Here is an 18,033-nt window from a genome sequence, read left to right as displayed (position 1 = left end):
GTCAGGCCTGCGAGTGCTGGGCGATCCAGCTGGCGTGCAGCCCTGAGTAGACGCTGCCCGCCTGCGTGACCAGCTCGGCGTGCGGTCCGCGCTGCACGACGCGGCCCTTGTCGACCACGATGACCTCGTCGGCGCTCTCCGCGGTGGAGAGCCGGTGCGCGATGGTCACGGACGTGCGCGACTGCATCAGCCGCTCGAGCGCCCGCCCGATCTGCATCTCCAGCGCCGGGTCGACCGCGCTCGTGGCCTCGTCGAGGACGAGCAGGTCGGGGTCGGCCAGGTGGGCGCGGAGCAGCGCCACGAGCTGCCGCTCCCCCGCCGACAGCGACTCCCCGCGCTGCCCGACCTGGGTGTCCAGGCCGCGCGGCAGGCCGGCGAGCCAGTCGTCGATGCCGAGCTCGACCGCCGACGCGCGGATCTCGTCCTCCGTGGCGTCGAGCCTGCCGTAGCGGACGTTGGCGGCGATGGTGTCGTCGAAGAGGAATCCCTCCTGCGGCACCAGCACCACGCTGCGCCGCAGCGAGCGCGCGTCAATGCGGCGTACGTCGACGCCGTCGAGCAGCACCGCGCCCTCGACGGGGTCCATCAGGCGCGTGAGCAGCTTGGCGAAGGTCGACTTGCCGGAGCCGGTCTCGCCCACGATCGCGACGCGGGTCCCGGCGTCGATGGCCAGGTCGACGTCGCGCAGGACCGGCGGGCCCTCGGGGTAGGCGAAGGTGACGTCGGCGAAGCGTACGTCGATCGGGCCGCGCGGCAGCTGCTCGCCGTCGGGGCCGGGGTCGATGAGGTCGGCGGGCGTCTCCAGGATGCCCAGCACGCGGCGCCAGCTCGCGATGGCGTTCTGGGCGTCGGTGAGGATCTGCGTGCCCATCTGCACGGGTCCCACGAAGAGGGTGACGAGGAAGGCGAAGGCCAGCACCTTGCCCGGGGTCATGTCACCGGTGAAGCCGAGCAGGACGCCGACCACGATCACGCCGGCGTTGGCCAGGCCCGCGGAGATGCCGCCCAGCGAGAACGAGGTGACGGTGTAGGTCTGGGCGTGCGTGTAGGCGTTCTGCCAGTCCTGGATCGCGGTGTCGATGCGGGCCTGGGTGCGGTCCTCCACGCCGTAGGAGCGGACGACCGCGGCGCCGACGACCGGCTCCGAGATGGCACCGAGCAGGACGCCGACCTGGTGGCGCACGACCGTGTAGGCGGCGGACAGCTTCTTCTGGAACCACCGGATCGAGAGGAACAGCGGCGCGAAGCAGAGCCACACCACGGCCGCCAGCTGCCAGCTGTAGACGAGCATCAGGACGGTCGCGACGAGGATCTGCCCGATGCTCACCACGAAGATGAGACCACCGAAGACGAGGAACTGGCTGACCTGGTCGACGTCCGAGGTCACCCGCGACACCAGGGCCCCACGGCGCTCGGTGTTCTGGGTGAGCAGCGGCAGGTCGTGCACGTGGCGGAACGCCTTGGTGCGCAGGGTCGCCAGGCCGTTCTCGGAGGTGGTGAAGAGCCGGTTGGTCATCAGGTAGGACGCCCAGCCGGTCAGGGCGATGGCGACGGCGGCCGCCACACCCATCCAGGCGACGTAGTCGAAGCGCGGCCCGCCCGGTGCGTTGAGGCCGCGGTCCAGCGTCTGCTGGACCGCGATGGGCACGACGATCTGGCCGCAGGACGCGATGATCGCGAGCAGGAAGGTCGTGCCGATGCCTTCGCGCAGCTCGGTCGAGTACTTCATCCCGAGCCGGATGGTGGCGATGGCGCCGATGTCCTCGCCGGTGTCCATCCGGGTGCCCGAGGTGGAGGTGGCAGCAGTCGTCGTGGTGCTCATTCGTGGCTCCCGGCGGATCGTCCGGTGGCGGGCCCGGGCGCGGCGCCGGCGTCGGCGCTGGGCTCGTAGGCGTTGACCAGGTGGGCGTAGGCGGGGCTGGAGTCGAGCAGCTCGGCGTGGGTGCCGCGGCCGACGATGCGACCCCCCTCGAGGTGGAGCACCTCGTCGGCGAGGGAGATCGTGGCCTTGCGGTAGGCGACGACGACCAGCGAGGCGTCGGACCCGCCCACGTCGTCGCGCAGCGAGGCGAGGATCCGCGCCTCGACCTCGGGGTCGACCGCCGAGGTCGCGTCGTCGAGGATCAGCAGCCGCGGGCGGCGGACGAGCGCGCGGGCCAGCGAGAGGCGCTGCCGCTGGCCACCCGACAGCGACGTGCCGCGCTCGCCCAGCTTGGTGTCGAGGCCCCCGGGGAGGGCGGCGACGAAGCCGTCGGCCTGGGCGGTGCGCAGCGCGGCCCACACCTCCTCGTCCGGTACGTCGGCACCGAGCGTGACGTTGCCCCGGACCGTGTCGTCGAACATGAACGCGGTCTGCGGGACGAGGGCGACGTCGCGCGGGAGCTGGCCCTTGCGCAGGCCCTTGACGTCGTGGCCGTCGATGCGGATCGCGCCGGAGTCGGGGTCCACCAGCCGGGTCATCAGGCTGGTGAGGGTGCTCTTGCCGGACGCGGTCGCGCCGACGAGCGCGACGGTCCGGCCCGGTTGCACGTCGAGGTCGACGCCGCGCAGCAGCGGTGCGTCGGCGTCGTAGGAGTAGTGCAGGTCGTCGACCTCGAGCAGGGCGCCGACCGACGAGGGCGGCAGCTCGTCGTCGCCGTAGGCCATGTTGCCGCGGGCGTCGAGCACCGCCTTGGCGCGGCGGTAGCCGACCACCGAGCGGGGGAACTCCCCGAGCAGCCAGCCGATGGCGCGGATCGGGAACGAGACGATGGTGAGGAGGTAGGCGACGGTCACCACGTCGCCGGCCTCGGTGGCCCCGCTGGCGACGCGGGAGACGCCCACGGCCAGCACCACTAGCACGCCGAGGCTGGGCAGGCTGGCCAGCGCCGGGTCGAAGAGGGCCCGCACCCGACCGGCGCGGATGTTGACGTCGCGGAGCTCGCGGGCCTTGGCGCGGAAGCGATCGGTCTCCTCGCCCTCGCGGCCGAGCGTCTTGACGACCATCGCGCCGTCGAAGGACTCGTGGGCGATCTCGCTGACCTCGGCGCGCAGGCCCTGGGCCCGGGTCATCAACGGCGAGGAGTAGTGCTGGTAGACGAGGTTGGCGACCACGACCGCCGGGAAGACGAGGAGGCCGACCAGCGCCATGACGACGTCGGCGACGAACATCTGAGCGACCGCGATCACCATCATCACGACGGTGCCGAGCGCCATCGGCAGCGGCATGATCGGCGCCCAGGCCGCCTCGACGTCGGAGTAGGCGTTGGAGAGCAGCTGGCCGGTCGGGTGGCGCTGGTGCCACTCCATCGGCAGGGAGAGGTACTGGCGGGTCACGCCGCGTCGCGTGTGCGACTGCATCCGGTAGTACATGATGCCGCCGCCGAGGCGCCGGGCCACGATGCCGACCGCGCGCAGGATCGCCACGGCCATGAACAGCGCGACCACCCAGACCAGGAGCCCGGTGCCGATCTCGCCGTCGTCGAAGGCGGGGATCAGGACGTGCTGGGTCGACCAGCCGAGCACCCAGGCGTCGGCCACGGTGAGCACGCCGAACAGGACCGCACCGAGCGTCGCGACGGTGAAGATCCGGGGCTCGCGGCGGATGCCGACCCACAGGACCCGGAACCCGTCGAGAGTGGTGGCGCCCCGCGGCTCTGCATCCTTGCCCACCGGTGTCGCCCGCCCCCTCGTCGTCGCGTCAGTTGCCGAGCGCAACCACCCGACCGCGTCAGGCTATTCCTCGCCACCAACGCCGGGCGAATCGGCTGTGGTCGTCCGGGTGTCAGGCCCGGATGCGCGAGAGGAACGCGCGGGTGCGCTCCTCGCGGGGCTCGCCGATGACCTGCTGCGGGGTCCCCCGCTCGTGGATGCGACCGTCGTGCAGGAAGCAGACCTGGTCCGCGACGTCGCGGGCGAAGCCCATCTCGTGGGTGTTGAGCAGCATCGTCACGCCCTCGCCCTTGAGCTCGGTGAGCAGGTCGAGGACCTCGCCCACCAGCTCGGGGTCGAGCGCGCTGGTGACCTCGTCGAGGAGCATCAGCCGCGGGTTGGCCACCAGCGCCCGGGCGATGGCCACGCGCTGCTGCTGCCCACCGGACAGGTCGTCGGGTCGGGCCTCGGCCCGGGCGGCGAGCCCCACGCGGTCGAGCATCGCGAGCCCGCGCGACCTCGCCTCCTCGGCGTCGACGCCGTGGACGAGCCGCAGTGCGAGGGTCACGTTGCCGATCACGTCGAGGTGCGGGAAGAGGTTGTAGGCCTGGAAGACCATGCCCATCCGCGAGCGCACCTCGTCGCCGTCCACCCGCGGGTCGGTGATGTCGCGGCCCTCGAAGGTGATCACGCCGTCGTCGACGACCTCGAGGAGGTTGACGCACCGCAGAAGGGTGGACTTGCCGGACCCGGACGCGCCGATCAGCACGACGCACTCGCCGGGCTCGACGATGAGGTCCACGTCGCGCAGGACGACATGCTCACCGAAGGACTTGCGGACGCCGTCCAGCCGGAGCAGCTCGCTCACAAGTGTCCTCCTGCTCCGTGGTAGCCCTTGCGGCGGGCGTAGCGGTCGGTGAGCCGGGCCATCGGGATGGTCAGGCAGCAGAACAGCACGCCCGCGACGACGTACGGCGTGTAGTTGAAGTCGATGGCGGTCTCGATCTGCGCCGCGCGGATCGCGTCGGTGACGCCGAGCACCGCGATGAGGCCGGAGTCCTTCTGCAGGGAGACCAGGTCGTTCATGAGCGGCGGGATGACCCGGCGCCAGGCCTGCGGCAGGACGACGTGCCGCAGCGTCTGCCCGTAGCTCAGCCCCAGCGAGCGCCCGGCCAGCCGCTGGCTGGGGTGCACCGACTCGATGCCGGCGCGGAACACCTCGGCGACGTAGGCCGAGTAGGACAGCACCAGCGCGGCGCCGCCCCAGAACAGTGCCGAGGTCGGCAGCCCACCCAGGCTCAGGGCGGGGCCGCCGAACCCGAGCAGGAAGATCACCAGCAGCAGCGGCAGCCCGCGGAACACGTCGACGTACGCCGTGCCAAGCAGCCGCAGCGGGAACGCGACGGGCCCGCGGATGGTGCGCACGACCGCGATGGTGAGGCTGAGCAGGAGGATCAGCACCCAGCAGACGACCATGACGCGGATGTTGAGCCACAGCCCCTCGAGGACCGCGGGGAACGAGGACACCGCCTTGTCCCAGTCGAAGTAGGTCTCGCGCACCCGTTCCCAGCCCGGCGAGCTGACGACCGCCGTGCCCACCGCACCGAGCAGCAGCAGCGTGCTGACGGCCGCGATCGCGGCGCTGCGGAGCGTACGGCGTCGCCGCCACTCGTCACGCTCGCGCTGCACCTCCGAGGGCTGCCAGTCCTCCGCCGGCCCCGCCGTCTCCCCGACGACCCGATGGGCCATCAGGACAGCTCGGGGGCGCCCTGCTGGGCCAGCCACTCCTGGTTGATCTGGTCGAGGATGCCGTCCTCGCGCAGCGCGTCGACGGCGCTCGAGACGCAGTCGGTCAGCGGGCTGTCCTTGGCCAGCACCGCGCCGAACTGCTCGGGCTCGCCCTCCGGGAGCGGCAGCTGGCCGACGATCACGCCGTCGTCGAGCTGCACCGCGGTCATGAAGTAGGCGGTCGGCAGGTCGACGACGATGCCGTCGATCTGGCCGTTCTTGAGCGCCTGCACCGCCTGGTCGTTGGTGTCGAAGACGGCCGGGTCCTCCGACGGCTGGATCGTGTCGGTGATGGCGGTGTAGCTGGTGGTGCCGACCTGGGCACCCAGCTTGGCGTCGGCGAGGTCGGCGACGCTGGTGGCGCCGTCGATGGCGCTGCCCTCGTTGGTGATGACGGTCTGGACCACGTCGTAGTAGCCGGAGGAGAAGTCGACGGCCTTGCGGCGGGCCTCGGTGATGGAGACCTGGTTGACGTCGAAGTCGAAGTCCTTGGGGCCGGGCTGGACGACCTTGTTGAACGGCACCGTCACCCACGAGACCTGCTCCGCGGTGTAGCCGAGCTCCTCGGCGATGGCGTAGGCCACCGCGGACTCGTAGCCCTCGCCGTTGGTGGGGTCGTTGTCGACGAACCACGGCTCGTAGGCCGGGGTGTCGGTCGCGATGGTCAGCGTGCCGTCGGCGACCGTCTCCATCGAGTCGGGGGTGCACGCGTCGGCGGCGGGCGACTCCGAGGAGCCCGCGGAGTCCGAGGACGTGTCGGAGGCGGTGTTCTCGCCGCTGTCGGCCTCGTCGGTCGGTGCGCAGGCGGTGAGGGCGATCGTGGCGGCCGCGACGGCGGCGAGGCCGAACGGCCGGACAGTCTTCAGCATGGGCCGAATCCTACGGCTCGGGCGGTGCCCAGCGGACCGGGTGACCGGCCGTGGACAGGCCGGTCTTGACGTCCCCGACGCTCAGCGTGCCGAAGTGGAACACCGTCGCGGCGAGCACGGCGTCGGCGCCGGCGTCGACCGCGGGCGGGAAGTGCTCGACCGCACCCGCTCCCCCGCTCGCGATGACGGGGATGGTCACCTCACGGCGTACGGCGCGGATGAGCTCGAGGTCGAAGCCGTCGGTGGTCCCGTCGGCGTCCATCGCGTTGAGCAGGATCTCGCCGGCTCCCCGCTCGGCGGCGCGCACGGCCCACTCGATCGCGTCCAGCCCGGCGCTCCTGCGACCACCGTGGGTGGTCACCTCGAAGCCGCTGGCGGTGCCCGGCGCGTCCGGCCGCACCCGGCGGGCGTCCACGCTCAGGACGAGCACCTGGTTGCCGAACCGGTCGGCGATCTCCGCGACCAGGTCGGGGCGGCGGATGGCGGCGGTGTTGACCGCGACCTTGTCGGCGCCCGCGCGCAGCAGCCGGTCGACGTCGTCGACGCTGCCCACGCCACCGCCGACGGTGAGGGGGATGAAGACCTCCTCCGCGCAGCGGCTGACCACCTCCATGGTGGTCGCCCGGCCCTGGTGGGAGGCGGAGATGTCGAGGAACGTCAGCTCGTCGGCGCCCTCGGCGTCGTAGAGCCGGGCGAGCTCGACGGGGTCGCCGGCGTCGCGCAGCTCGGTGAAGTTGACGCCCTTGACGACCCGTCCGCCGTCGACGTCGAGGCACGGGATGACCCGGACAGCGAGGCTCATCGCCGGGCCTCCTCGGCCCGCCACGCGGCGAGCGCGACGTCGACGATCTCCGAACGCGGCTGACCCTCGAGCTCGGCGAGCGGCACCCAGGCGGCGTGGTCGGTGGAGCCGCCGACCTCGGTGGTGCCCAGCTCGCCGCCCGTGATCGTCGCGTCGAAGACGAACCGCTGGGCGCGGAACCACCCGTCGAAGCTGCGGCCGCGCGCGGTGGAGAAGTGCTCGGCGACGAGGGGACCCGGCTCGACGTGGTAGCCGGTCTCCTCGAAGACCTCGCGCACGAGGCCGTCGCGGACCGACTCCTCGAACTCGATGCCGCCGCCGGGCAGCGACCACTCCGGGTCGCTGTGCCCCTCGCCGTTCCACCACGCGAGGAGCACCCGCTCCTGCTCGTCGACGAGCAGGGCGTAGGCCGCCAGCCGGGTGTGGTAGTCGGTGAACTCCATGCTCAGGCGCCCCTCGTGAGGGCGAGCGCGTCCTCGAGGGTGAAGCGGCCCTCGTAGAGCGCGGTCCCGGCGATGGCGCCCTCGACGCCCTCGTCGACGAGGCCCATCAGCGCGCGGACGTCGTCCAGGGTCGTCACTCCCCCGCTGGCGACGACGGGCTTGTCGGTCGCGGCGCACACGTCGCGCAGCAGCTGGAGGTTCGGCCCCTGGAGCATGCCGTCCTTGTTCACGTCCGTGACGACGTAGCGCGCGCAGCCCTCGGCGTCGAGCCGGGCCAGGGTCTCGTAGAGGTCGCCGCCCTCACGGGTCCAGCCGCGCGCGGCCAGGGTCGTGCCCCGCACGTCGAGCCCGACGGCCACGCGGTCGCCGTACGTCGCGATCGCCCGCGCGCACCACTCCGGCTGCTCGAGCGCCGCCGTGCCGATGTTGACCCGGCGGCAGCCGGTGGCCATCGCGGCGTCCAGCGACTCGTCGTCGCGGATCCCGCCGCTCATCTCGACCTGGATGTCGAGGGTCCCGACGATCCGCGCCTGGAGCTCGCGGTTGTGCCCGTGGCCGAACGCCGCGTCGAGGTCGACGAGGTGGATCCACTCGGCACCGGCCTGCTGCCAGCGCAGGGCCGCCTCGACGGGGTCGCCGAAGCGCTTCTCCGAGCCGTCGACGCCCTGGACCAGCTGGACGGCCTGGCCGCCCTTGATGTCGACGGCGGGCAGGAGCTCGAGGTAGGGCTGCTCGGGGGTGCTGGGCATGGCTCGATCCTAGGAGCCGGCTCACCCGCTCCGGCACGTCGGTCCGGTGCGCAGACGCCGGTGGCCGGCGCCCCGAGGGGCACCGGCCACCGTGCTGGTCGTGCTGGGTCGTGCTGGGTCGTGCTGGGTCAGATCGTGCCGCGACGGTCGTCGAGGTCACCCTCGGTCTCGATGTGCTCCTTGCGGACCTCCTCGGTGACGGTCTCCTCGTCGGTGACCGTCTCCTTGCCGAGGCGTACGCGCTCCACCGGCTCGGCGGTCTTGCCGACGACGGCGTGCTCCTCCTGGAGGACGACCTCGTGCTCCTCCTCCGAGATGGCGGGGCCCGAGAGGGCCTCGTCGCGGTTGGCCTCGGTGATCGGCTCGGTCTCGAGGACCGCGCGCTCCTTCTTCACCGGGACGCTCACGGTCTCCTGCTCGGTGGTGACGTACTTGCGGAGCCGGACGCGGCCGGCCTCCTCGCGCGACGTGCCGACGTCGAGGCGCTCCTCCGAGCGCGTCATGGCCTCGTCCGTGGTGGGACCGGACGTGTCGTGGCCGACCGTGTGGTCGGTCCGGCTGGTGTCGTAGTCCGCCGTGCCGGCCGTGCCGGCGGCGTAGCCGGTGCCACCCTCGGGCAGACCCGAGTCGCTGGAGTACTCCGAGTAGGACATGTTGTAGTGCTCGTAGAGGCGCCGCTCCTCGGCCTGGTCGAGGTGCCCGCCGTCGACGTCGACGTTGGGGGCGTCCTTGACCTGGTCCTTGGTGAACGGGACCACGAGGCGGTCGCCCTCGACCGTGGCGTTCGTGATGGGCACGAACGTCTCCTTCATACCGAAGAGACCGGTGTTGACCGACGCGAACTCGGGCTGCCCGGTCTCGTCGTCCAAGAAGATGTGGCCGATGCTTCCGATCTTGTCACCGTTGCTGTCGTAGGCGTTCTTGCCGATGACACTCTGGATCTCGTTCTCGTGCATGTTCGATCCTCCTGGGTTGTTGCTTACGGGGACACATGGCGTACCCATCGCTGACGAACCCATGTCCAACCCTGCCTCGAACGGGTGAAGAGAGCCCGTCGCCGACTCACCAGGGGCCGTACGTCACCACTGGGGGTCGTTCACCCACTCGGCGAGGTCGGAGAACGCACCCGTGCCCAGCGCGGGGGCCAGCAGCACGGGCAGGACGACGACCAGGACCGCGAACGCGAGCATCCCGAGCCAAGGGCGGCCCTTGACCCCGTGCAGCACGAGCCCGCCTGCGGCAGCGGGAGCGACGAAGGGCAGCGACGCGGGCAGCTGCCACGCGCACCAGGCGACCACGCCGCAGTAGAGCGCGACACCGACGAGCCGGACCCCGACCGCGCGGGTCCAGGATCCGCTGCGGCCGACCTCCTGCTCGCGACGCACGTCCGACATCGGCAGGTGGCAGTCCCGGCACGCGGTCGCCGTCACGGGCACCGCGCCGCCGCACAGCGGGCAGGTCAAGACTGCAGGCATCTGGGGTCGCGTCTGTGGCACGGGTGAACGGTATGTGCGTCGCGGCGGGCTCGTCGGTGGATCGGGGGAACTCGGTGGTGCGGGTGTGGGCGGGGTCTCCTCGGGGGGCTGGCTCGGTCGCCCGAACGCGCCGGACGACTGTCGGTCCGCTTGTTGTCGGGCGGCGAGCGGTCCTCGGTCGGTCACTGTCAGGGGCTGCGTGCCGCGCCTCGCGGTGTCTGCTCGCGGCCGCCTTGCGCGCCTCTCGGGAGGCCGTCGGGCGCTCGACTGTGCGCGCCTACGTGAAGCTCAATGTCGCTGGCCCGGCCTCGTGTGTGCCGTTCTTGAAGCCCCCCCGGCTCGCCACATGCCTGTGTCCCCGCCGGCTCAGCTCGGCGGGGTGTGGGGGCGGGGTCATGGTCGGCCGGGCGGCGCCGCGTCGTCTGCAGCGCCACTGATCCGAGTGGTGCCGGTGCGGTCGCGTCGGTAACGGTGGCCGTGGGGGCTGGTCCACTCGTAGATGCCGATTCCGGTCACCTCGTAGCGCCAGGCGGTGTGGGTCTTGAGGCGGTGGTGCCAGCGACACTCGGGTGCGAGGTTCGAGCTGACCGTCGGACCGGGTTGCGTGCGGCCCTCGGTGTCGGCGTCGTGGTCGTACGGGAAGACGTGGTCGATGTCGCAGCCCCGGGCTGGTCGGGTGCACCACGGGAACACACACGTGCGGTCGCGCAGCATCACCTGTTCGCGGATCCGGTCGGGTATGTCGTAGCCGGGTGAGGTGAGCTCGGCGGTGAGGTCGATGACGGGCTTGACGGTGACCTTGGTCCGGGAGTCGCCGCACCAGTCCCGCACCTGGTCCAGCAGGACCAGCCGCTGGCCCTCCTCCATCCGCCCGGTGGGACCGAACACGGTCTCCAACCCGTCGAGGCCGTCGAGGCTGGCCGGGAAGTGGGCGTGCAGCACTACCTCACGCGCAACCGGCAACCCGTCCCCGCCCGTGGCAGCGGTCGAGCCTTGGGTGTGGAGGTCGAGCGCGGTCTGGGTGCGGGCGAGGTCGCCGAGCGCTGCGGACCGGCGTGCGTCCAAGGGTGCTGCTGAGCCAAGTGCCTTCAGCGTCTCGGCGCCGTGGGCGAGGGCGCGGTCCAGGTCGAGGGCGTCGGCGATGTCGAGCTCGGCCTCGAACCGCATGGTCCCGGCGTAGTGCACGTCCTCGGAGTGGAGGGTGGCGTGGCGCGGGTCGACCGCCAGGTAGCCGTCCTCCGGATCACTCGTGGGGTCGTGGGTGTCGAGGTGGTGGCGCTTGATCGTCTCCGCGACCAGCCGCTCCAGCTGTGCGGGACCGACCCGGCCCGCGACGGCGGCGACCTGGGTGTCGACCCATCGCGCTGCCTCGACGGTGAGGGACGGGGTGGCGTGGATGGTGGCTTCGGCGACCGTGCGGGCGCGCCAGGCCGGCACCGCGCCGGCCTGGACCTGTGCCCACAGCCGCGGCAGTCGGTGACGCAGCTCGAGCGCGTGACCGACGAGCCGCTTCGCCGACGCGGACGACATCCCGAGGACGGTGCCGAGCTCGGCGATGCAGAACTCAGCAACCGCCGGGCAACCCGGACCGGCGATCGGCTCCTCGTGCTCGAGGCCGTAACGGCCGCCGTCGCTGAACACCGCGGCGGTGTGGATGGACTCCGGCGGGTGGAGATCGGCCCACCGGGCGGCGAGGTCGAGCTGGTCGGCCGCGGCCCGGTCCTCGACCGCCTTGCGATCACTGAGAGCACGCAGCAGCTCGGAAGCAGAAAGGTCCTCGACCTCTGCTTCTCCGCGTGGTGCTGCCAGCGTCTCGATCATGTGTTCGATTATACGGACGACCACCGACAGCGGACAGTGCTTGAGCAAGCCGATGGAGGGGTCTCGATACGCCTCGTTCCTCGGCTACTCGACCATCGAGGAGGACCATGCCTCGTCCCTCGGCTACTCGACCACCGAGGAGGGGGTCTCGATACGCCTCGCTCGTCCCTCGCTCAGCCACCCGACCAGCGAGGCCGGGCAGGTCTCGATACGCCTCGTTCCTCGGATGCTCGACCACCAAAGCGCACCGTCACGCCGATAAGTGGTGACCTCGCCGCCCCCGGGGCAGCTGGTGGGCGAGGCCGTCCATCGAATGGGCCGGGGTAGGTCACGGGTAGCGTCGCCGTCATGATCGGCGACCGGTGGGGTGTTACGGAGGACGAGGTGCGGCGGCGCTACGGGTGCGACGACATCGTGCACGCGCCGACCCTCGAGGCGTGGCGCGGTGTCACCGTGCACGCCGACCCGGCTGCCGTGTGGGCCCGGCTGCGGCAGGTGCGGCTCGCGCCCTACTCCTACGACCTGGTCGACAACCTCGGCCGACGGTCGCCGCGCGAGCTCGTGGACGTGCCCGAGCCGGAGGTTGGTGATCCCTTCACGCGCGCGGGCGGGCGCGACCAGGGCCGCGTCGTGGCGGTGGACCCCGGCCGCGAGCTCACCGCGACGATCATGGGTGCGCACCTGTCGTACGCCGTGCTGCCGGCCGCGGACGGCGTACGCCTCGTGCTCAAGTTGGTCGCGCGGACCAGCCGCTGGCTGGCGCCGGCGCTGTCGGTGGGCGACCTGGTCATGGCGAGGAAGCAGCTGCTGACGCTCAAGGCGCTGGCCGAGGCCGACGCGACCCGTCAGGTCCGGCGCCAGACCGGGGCGACCTCGCGACGGTAGCGACGGGCCACCACCGTGGTCAGGACGGCGACGACGGGCCCGGGGATGGTCGCGCGCAGCGAGGACCGCTCCCGCTCCCCCGCACCGTCCTGCATCCAGGCGAGCGCGTTGGCGGCGTCGACGACGCTGGCCGGCCGCAGCTTCTTGGACAGCTCCTTGAACTCGGGGTCGTCGTGCAGCGCCCCCATCGGCCCCTCGACGTCCTTCTCCTCGTGGTCGAGGTGCCCGTTGATGACGACCTCGGCACGGGCGACCTCCTCGGCGGCGGCCGTGGCGTTGGCCGCGGTCGTGTCCTCGACCAGCGCCTCGAGGCGCTCGCTCACCGAGGCGAGCGCCGTCTTCATCGCCACGTGCTCGGCCTCCATCTCCTCGAGGAGCCCCAGCCCGACCCCGCGCGACTCGAGGAAGGGCCACACGTGCTCGTCCTCGGCCTCGTGGTGGTGGGTCAGCTCGCGCACCAGGTTGCGCCAGGCGACCTGGAGCTCCCGCGCCCGCGCGGTGTCGCCGTCACCCAGGGCGCGCAGCGCCCGCTCCGTGCGTGCCATGTCGCGGCGCACGGCGGCGTGGATGATCTGGTTCATGCTGAGCTCCGGGGCCATCCCCGGACGGTAGCGCTCAGCGCTGCAGCGACTCGACCCAATTCTTGAGGAGCTTCGCGCCCGCGTCCCCGGACTTCTCGGGGTGGAACTGGGTCGCGGACAGCGGACCGTTCTCGACCGCGGCCACGAACCGGTCTCCCCCGTGCTCGGCCCACGTCACCAGCGGCGCGGCGGTCCGGTCGTTGGTGACCAGCTCCCAGTCGCGCACGCCGTAGGAGTGCACGAAGTAGAACCGCTCATCCTCGATCCCCGCGAACAGGGGCGAGCCGGACGGCACCTCGACCGTGTTCCAGCCCATGTGCGGCACGACGTCGGCCTGCAGCCGGTCGACGGTGCCCGGCCACTCGGCGCAGCCGGCGGTCTCCACGCCGTGCTCCACGCCGCGCGCGAACAGGACCTGCATGCCGACGCAGATGCCCAGCACCGGGCGCCCGCCCGCGAGCCGGCGCCCGATGATCCGGTCGCCCTTGACCTCGCGCAGCCCGGCCATGCAGGCGGCGTAGGCGCCGACACCGGGCACCACGAGGCCGTCGGCCTCGAGCGCGGCGTCGAAGTCACCGGTCAGGGTGACCGACGCGCCGGCACGCTCGACCGCGCGGACGGCCGAGCGCAGGTTGCCCGACCCGTAGTCGAGGACGACGACGTCGGGGGCCGTCACAGCGCCCCCTTGGTGGAGGGCACGCCCGTCTCCCGGGGGTCGATCGCGACCGCGTCGCGGAACGCCCGGGCGAACGCCTTGAACTGCGCCTCGACGACGTGGTGCGGGTCGCGCCCGCCGAGCACGCGCACGTGGAGGGCGAGGTGGGCGTGGAACGAGATGGTCTCGAAGACGTGGCGCGTCAGCGATCCCTGGTAGGCCGCGCCCGTGCCGCCGATCGCGACGTAGGCCTGGCCCTCCGGCTCGCCGGAGTGCACGCAGTAGGGCCGGCCGGAGACGTCGACGACCGCCTGCACCAGCGCCTCGTCGAGCGGCACGGTCGCGTCGCCGAAGCGGCGGATGCCGACCTTGTCGCCGAGCGCCTGGCGCAGCGCCTGGCCGAGCACGATCGCGGTGTCCTCGACCGAGTGGTGCCCGTCGATGTGGGTGTCACCGGTGGTCTGCACGACGAGGTCGGTCAGCGAGTGGCGAGCGAAGGCGTCGAGCATGTGGTCGTAGAACCCGACACCGGTGGACACCTCGGAGCGCCCGCTGCCGTCGAGGTCGACCTCGACGACGACCTGGGACTCCTTGGTGGTGCGCTCGATCCTTGCGGTGCGGCTCATGCCCGGGCCTCCGTCTCTCCGATGGTGTCCAACAGTGACTGCCGGAATGCTGTCATCTCGTCGGGCGTGCCGACCGAGACCCGCAGCCACCCGTCGGGCCCGGTCTCGCGGATCAGCACGCCGCGGTCGACCAGACCCTGCCAGACCGCGTGCCGGTCGGCGAACCGGCCGAAGAGCACGAAGTTGGCGTCGGAGTCGGCGACCTCGAGATCCTGCTCGCGCAGCCAGGCCACGGTGGCGTCGCGCTCGGCGCGCAGGTCGTCGACCCGCCCGAGCAGCTCCGGCGCGTGCCGCAGCGCGGCCAGCGCCGTCGCCTGGGTGACGGCCGAGAGGTGGTAGGGCAGCCGGACGACGCGGATCGCGTCGCAGATCGCCGGGTCGGCGGCGAGGTAGCCCACCCGGGCCCCGGCCAGGGCGAACGCCTTGCTCATGGTGCGGGTGACGACGAGGTTGCGGTGGCGCGGGAGCAGCTCCAGGGCGCTCGGCGTGCCGGAGCGGCGGAACTCGCCGTAGGCCTCGTCGACCACGACGATGCCGCCGGGCTCGTACGACGCCGCGGCCTCGCAGAGCATGGTCACCGCCTCGGGCGGCAGGGCCGTCCCCGTCGGGTTGTTGGGGCTGGGCAGCAGGACCACCGACGGGCGCTCCTCCAGCACCAGCGCGCGGGCGGCGTCGAGGTCGAGCGAGAAGTCCTCCGCCCGGTGCCCCGCCACCCACGCGGTGAGGGTGTCGCGGGCGTACTCGGGATACATCGAGTACGTCGGCGCGAAGGACAGCGCGACCCGCCCGGGCCCGCCGAAGGCCTGCAGCAGCTGCAGCATCACCTCGTTGGACCCGTTGGCCGCCCACACCATCTCGGGCGTGATGCCGGACCCGCCGGAGCCGTTGAGGTACGCCGCCAGGCCGGCGCGCAGCGCCACGTGCTCGCGGTCGGGGTAGCGGTTCAGCGAGACCGCGGCCTCGCCGACGGACCGGGCGATGTCCGCGGCGGCCTCGGGCGAGGGGCCGTAGGGGTTCTCGTTGACGTTGAGCTGGACCGGAGCCTGCTCCCGGGTCAGCTGCGGCGCGCCGTAGGGCTCGATCCCCTGCAGCTCCTCGCGCAGGGGTGGGAACGTGCCGGTCATCGGGCTGGGCGCTCGGAGTCGAACCGCACCGACACAGCCTGCCCGTGGCCGGGCAGGTCCTCCGCCTCGGCCAGCGTCACCACGTGGCCGGCGACCTCGGCGAGGGCTGCCCGCGAGTAGTCGACGACGTGCACCGACCGGGTGAAGGCGCGCACCGAGAGACCGCTGGAGTGGCAGGCGCACCCGGCGGTGGGCAGCACGTGGTTGGAGCCGGCGCAGTAGTCGCCGAGGGACACCGGCGCCCACGGGCCCACGAAGATCGCCCCGGCGTTGCGGATCCGGGCCGCGTGGGCCGAGGCGTCGCGGGTCTGGATCTCGAGGTGCTCCGCGGCGTAGGCGTCGACGACGTCGACGCCCTGGTCCATGTCGTCGACCAGGACGATGCCGGACTGACGCCCACCCAGCGCGGTGAGGATGCGCTCGGTGTGGCGGGTCGCGAAGACCTGCTTGTCGAGCTCGGCCTCCACCGCGTCGGCGAGCGCCAGCGAGTCGGTCACGAGGACGGACGCGGCCATCGGGTCGTGCTCGGCCTGGCTGACGAGGTCGGCCGCGACGAACGCGGCGTCGGCGCTGTCGTCGGCCAGGACCGCGATCTCGGTCGGCCCGGCCTCGGAGTCGATGCCCACCACGCCGCGCAGGAGCCGCTTGGCCGCGGCGACGTAGATGTTGCCGGGGCCGGTCACGAGGTCGACCGGACGGCACGGGCCCGCGCCGTGGGCGAACATGGCGATCGCCTGCGCACCGCCGACGGCGTAGACCTCGTGCACGCCCAGCAGCGCGCACGCGGCGAGGATCGTCGACTCGGGCAGGCCGCCGCTGTTCTTCTGCGGCGGGCTGGCGAGCGCGATGGAGCGCACGCCGGCGACCTGCGCCGGGACGACGTTCATCACGACGCTGCTCACCAGCGGGGCGAGCCCGCCGGGGACGTAGAGACCGACGCGGTCGATCGGCACCTTGCGGTGCGTCACGGTGGCACCGTCGGCGACCTGGCTGGTGACGTCGTGCTCGAGCTCGGCCTCGCTCGTCAAGCGGAGCCGGCGGATCGACTCCTCGAGGCCGGCGCGCACGGCCGGGTCGAGGTCGGCGAGGGCCGCGTCGATGGCCTCGCGGGGGACGGCGATGTCGTCGCTGTCGACCCCGTCGAACTGCGCCGAGAACTCGGCGATCGCCTCGACGCCCCGGGCGCGCACGGCGTCGATGATCGGCTGCACCTGATGCGTGGCGGCCTCGACGTCGAACTCGGCGCGGGGCACGGCCGCGCGGTAGTCGACGGACGCCCGGTCGGCGCCCCTCAGGTCGATGCGACGGATCAGGGACATGCCCCGAGTCTAGGTTCCCCGGCGGGTCGACCGAGAGCCGCGGGTGCCCGGTGGACACACCGGGCTAGGGTCTGGAGTGTGAGCGACCCGCTGCCGATGTTCCCGCTGAACACCGTGGTGTTCCCGGGGATGAGCGTGCCCCTCCACGTCTTCGAGGACCGCTACCGGATGCTGGTCCGCCACCTGCTCGAGGTCGAGGACCCGGCGGCGCGGGTGTTCGGCACCGTCGCGATCCGCGAGGGCTACGAGGTCGGCGACCACGGGGCCCAGTCGGTCTACCGGGTCGGCTGCGTCCTGCAGCTCACCGAGGCGGACCGGCGCTCCGACGGCACCTACGACATCGTGGCCGTGGCACGCGAGCGGCTCAAGCTGGAGCAGATGGAGCGCGGCGTCGACTTCCCCCAGGGCGTGGTGGCGGTGCTGCCCGAGCCGGAGGTCGAGGTCCCCCAGGAGCTGCTCGACAAGGCGCGGGCGACGTTCACGGCCTTCCGGGCCGCGATGGCCGAGCTCCAGGGCGACCCGTTCAGCGGCACGCTCCCCCGCGATCCCGACTACCTCGCCTGGACGCTGTCGGCCCTGACGCCGCTCCCGATGGCCGAGCGGCAGTCGCTGCTCGAGGCCGAGGACGCCACCGAGCGTCTCGTGCTGGTCACCCGCCTGCTGACCGAGGAGCTGCGCGCGATCAACGTCATCCCGTCGCTGCCCGCCACCCAGGTGGCGCGGACCGCCTGGTCCCCCAACTGACACGGCCGACCGGAGCCGGGCACCCATGGCGAAGAAGTCCCGCGCGGGCGGTGGCGGTACGCCGGCCACGGTGGCGCTGACGGCCGCGGGCGTGGCGTTCGAGGTGCGCGCCTACGAGCACGACCCCCGGGCCACGTCGTTCGGGCTCGAGGCGGCCGAGGCGCTGGGCGCGGACCCGGCACGCGTGTTCAAGACTCTTCTGGCCTCGCTCGACGGCCGGCTGGTCGTCGGCGTCGTGCCGGTCTCGGGCCAGCTGGACCTCAAGGCCCTCGCCCGGGCGCTCGGCGGCAGCAAGGCCGTGATGGCGGAGGTCGCCACGGCCGAGCGCGCGACCGGCTACGTCGCCGGCGGCATCTCGCCGGTGGGCCAGAAGCGCGCGCACCCGACGGTCCTCGACGCGTCCGCGCTGGACCACGACACGATCCTCGTGTCGGGCGGTCGCCGCGGCTTCGACATCGAGCTGGCACCGCGCGACCTGGTGGCGGTCACCGGAGCGGTGACCGCCACCATCGGTCGCTGAGC

19 protein-coding genes are annotated in these 18,033 nt (G+C 72.4%); 3 read left to right on the top strand and 16 right to left on the bottom strand.

Annotated features, from left to right (window positions below; all coding sequences use genetic code 11):
- Position 1: 1 nt before the first annotated feature.
- The 11 genes from HN031_RS19460 to HN031_RS19410 all read right to left on the bottom strand — a co-directional run bounded on the left by HN031_RS19460 (position 2) and on the right by HN031_RS19410 (position 11,577).
- Positions 2–1,822 (bottom strand): ABC transporter ATP-binding protein, encoded by a 1,821-nt coding sequence (locus tag HN031_RS19460; protein ID WP_172274294.1) that lies wholly within the window; start codon positions 1,820–1,822, stop codon positions 2–4.
- Positions 1,819–3,651: an ABC transporter ATP-binding protein gene (locus HN031_RS19455; protein ID WP_172274291.1), complete on the bottom strand. Its 1,833-nt coding sequence runs from the start codon at positions 3,649–3,651 to the stop codon at positions 1,819–1,821. Before HN031_RS19455 ends, HN031_RS19460 begins: the two co-directional genes overlap by 4 nt.
- Positions 3,652–3,763: 112 nt before the next feature.
- On the bottom strand, positions 3,764–4,498 hold the full coding sequence (locus HN031_RS19450; RefSeq protein ID WP_172274288.1) for an amino acid ABC transporter ATP-binding protein: 735 nt from the start codon (positions 4,496–4,498) through the stop codon (positions 3,764–3,766).
- On the bottom strand, positions 4,495–5,379 hold the full coding sequence (locus HN031_RS19445) for an amino acid ABC transporter permease (RefSeq protein ID WP_172274285.1): 885 nt from the start codon (positions 5,377–5,379) through the stop codon (positions 4,495–4,497). The genes HN031_RS19450 and HN031_RS19445 overlap by 4 nt, the downstream gene beginning before the upstream one ends.
- Positions 5,379–6,287, bottom strand: coding sequence for an ABC transporter substrate-binding protein (locus HN031_RS19440; RefSeq protein WP_172274282.1), 909 nt, complete (start codon positions 6,285–6,287; stop codon positions 5,379–5,381). Before HN031_RS19440 ends, HN031_RS19445 begins: the two co-directional genes overlap by 1 nt.
- Positions 6,288–6,297: 10 nt before the next feature.
- A complete protein-coding gene (gene hisF / locus HN031_RS19435; protein WP_172274279.1) occupies positions 6,298–7,089 on the bottom strand; it encodes an imidazole glycerol phosphate synthase subunit HisF in 792 nt (263 codons plus the stop codon).
- A complete protein-coding gene (locus HN031_RS19430; RefSeq protein WP_172274276.1) occupies positions 7,086–7,532 on the bottom strand; it encodes an NUDIX hydrolase in 447 nt (148 codons plus the stop codon). Before HN031_RS19430 ends, hisF begins: the two co-directional genes overlap by 4 nt.
- 2 nt (positions 7,533–7,534) lie before the next feature.
- A complete protein-coding gene (gene priA / locus HN031_RS19425; protein ID WP_172274273.1) occupies positions 7,535–8,281 on the bottom strand; it encodes a bifunctional 1-(5-phosphoribosyl)-5-((5-phosphoribosylamino)methylideneamino)imidazole-4-carboxamide isomerase/phosphoribosylanthranilate isomerase PriA in 747 nt (248 codons plus the stop codon).
- A gap of 128 nt (positions 8,282–8,409) precedes the next feature.
- Complete coding sequence (locus HN031_RS19420) at positions 8,410–9,237, bottom strand: DUF2382 domain-containing protein (RefSeq protein ID WP_172274270.1); 828 nt, start codon at positions 9,235–9,237, stop codon at positions 8,410–8,412.
- Between the two features lie 123 nt (positions 9,238–9,360).
- A complete protein-coding gene (locus HN031_RS19415) occupies positions 9,361–9,756 on the bottom strand; it encodes a hypothetical protein (RefSeq protein ID WP_172274267.1) in 396 nt (131 codons plus the stop codon).
- Positions 9,757–10,149: 393 nt separating this feature from the next.
- Entirely contained in the window at positions 10,150–11,577 is a 1,428-nt protein-coding gene (locus tag HN031_RS19410) for an HNH endonuclease signature motif containing protein (protein ID WP_172274264.1), read from the bottom strand.
- 348 nt (positions 11,578–11,925) lie between these two features.
- On the opposite strand from HN031_RS19410, the gene HN031_RS19405 reads away from it, so the two are divergent.
- On the top strand, positions 11,926–12,462 hold the full coding sequence (locus HN031_RS19405; protein WP_172274261.1) for a polyketide cyclase: 537 nt from the start codon (positions 11,926–11,928) through the stop codon (positions 12,460–12,462).
- On the opposite strand, the gene HN031_RS19400 is transcribed toward HN031_RS19405, so the two are convergent.
- The 5 genes from HN031_RS19400 to hisD are packed head-to-tail and all read right to left on the bottom strand — an operon-like array spanning position 12,423 to position 16,767.
- The gene (locus HN031_RS19400) at positions 12,423–13,061 is read right to left on the bottom strand and encodes a hemerythrin domain-containing protein (protein ID WP_172274259.1); all 639 of its coding nucleotides are present in this window, start codon (positions 13,059–13,061) and stop codon (positions 12,423–12,425) included. The two genes, HN031_RS19405 and HN031_RS19400, sit on opposite strands and share 40 nt — an antisense overlap.
- A 16-nt stretch (positions 13,062–13,077) precedes the next feature.
- Positions 13,078–13,719 (bottom strand): imidazole glycerol phosphate synthase subunit HisH, encoded by a 642-nt coding sequence (gene hisH / locus HN031_RS19395; RefSeq protein ID WP_172274255.1) that lies wholly within the window; start codon positions 13,717–13,719, stop codon positions 13,078–13,080.
- Positions 13,716–14,324, bottom strand: a complete 609-nt coding sequence (gene hisB, locus HN031_RS19390; protein WP_172274252.1) for an imidazoleglycerol-phosphate dehydratase HisB — start codon at positions 14,322–14,324, stop codon at positions 13,716–13,718. The genes hisH and hisB overlap by 4 nt, the downstream gene beginning before the upstream one ends.
- Positions 14,321–15,448: a histidinol-phosphate transaminase gene (locus tag HN031_RS19385; protein ID WP_172274249.1), complete on the bottom strand. Its 1,128-nt coding sequence runs from the start codon at positions 15,446–15,448 to the stop codon at positions 14,321–14,323. Before HN031_RS19385 ends, hisB begins: the two co-directional genes overlap by 4 nt.
- Positions 15,445–16,767, bottom strand: coding sequence for a histidinol dehydrogenase (gene hisD / locus HN031_RS19380; protein ID WP_216652632.1), 1,323 nt, complete (start codon positions 16,765–16,767; stop codon positions 15,445–15,447). Before hisD ends, HN031_RS19385 begins: the two co-directional genes overlap by 4 nt.
- A 78-nt stretch (positions 16,768–16,845) precedes the next feature.
- Here hisD and HN031_RS19375 point away from each other — a divergent pair, with 78 nt between their 5' ends.
- Together HN031_RS19375 and ybaK are read left to right on the top strand one after the other, a co-directional pair.
- Positions 16,846–17,511, top strand: coding sequence for an LON peptidase substrate-binding domain-containing protein (locus HN031_RS19375; RefSeq protein ID WP_172274246.1), 666 nt, complete (start codon positions 16,846–16,848; stop codon positions 17,509–17,511).
- A gap of 25 nt (positions 17,512–17,536) precedes the next feature.
- Positions 17,537–18,031 (top strand): Cys-tRNA(Pro) deacylase, encoded by a 495-nt coding sequence (gene ybaK, locus HN031_RS19370; RefSeq protein ID WP_172274243.1) that lies wholly within the window; start codon positions 17,537–17,539, stop codon positions 18,029–18,031.
- Positions 18,032–18,033: the final 2 nt, after the last annotated feature.

The organism is Nocardioides sp. zg-1308 (genome assembly GCF_013155375.1).
Taxonomy (GTDB): domain Bacteria; phylum Actinomycetota; class Actinomycetes; order Propionibacteriales; family Nocardioidaceae; genus Nocardioides; species Nocardioides renjunii.
Note: the sequence above shows the minus strand (reverse complement) of the source record. Positions and strands in the feature narration are given on the sequence as shown.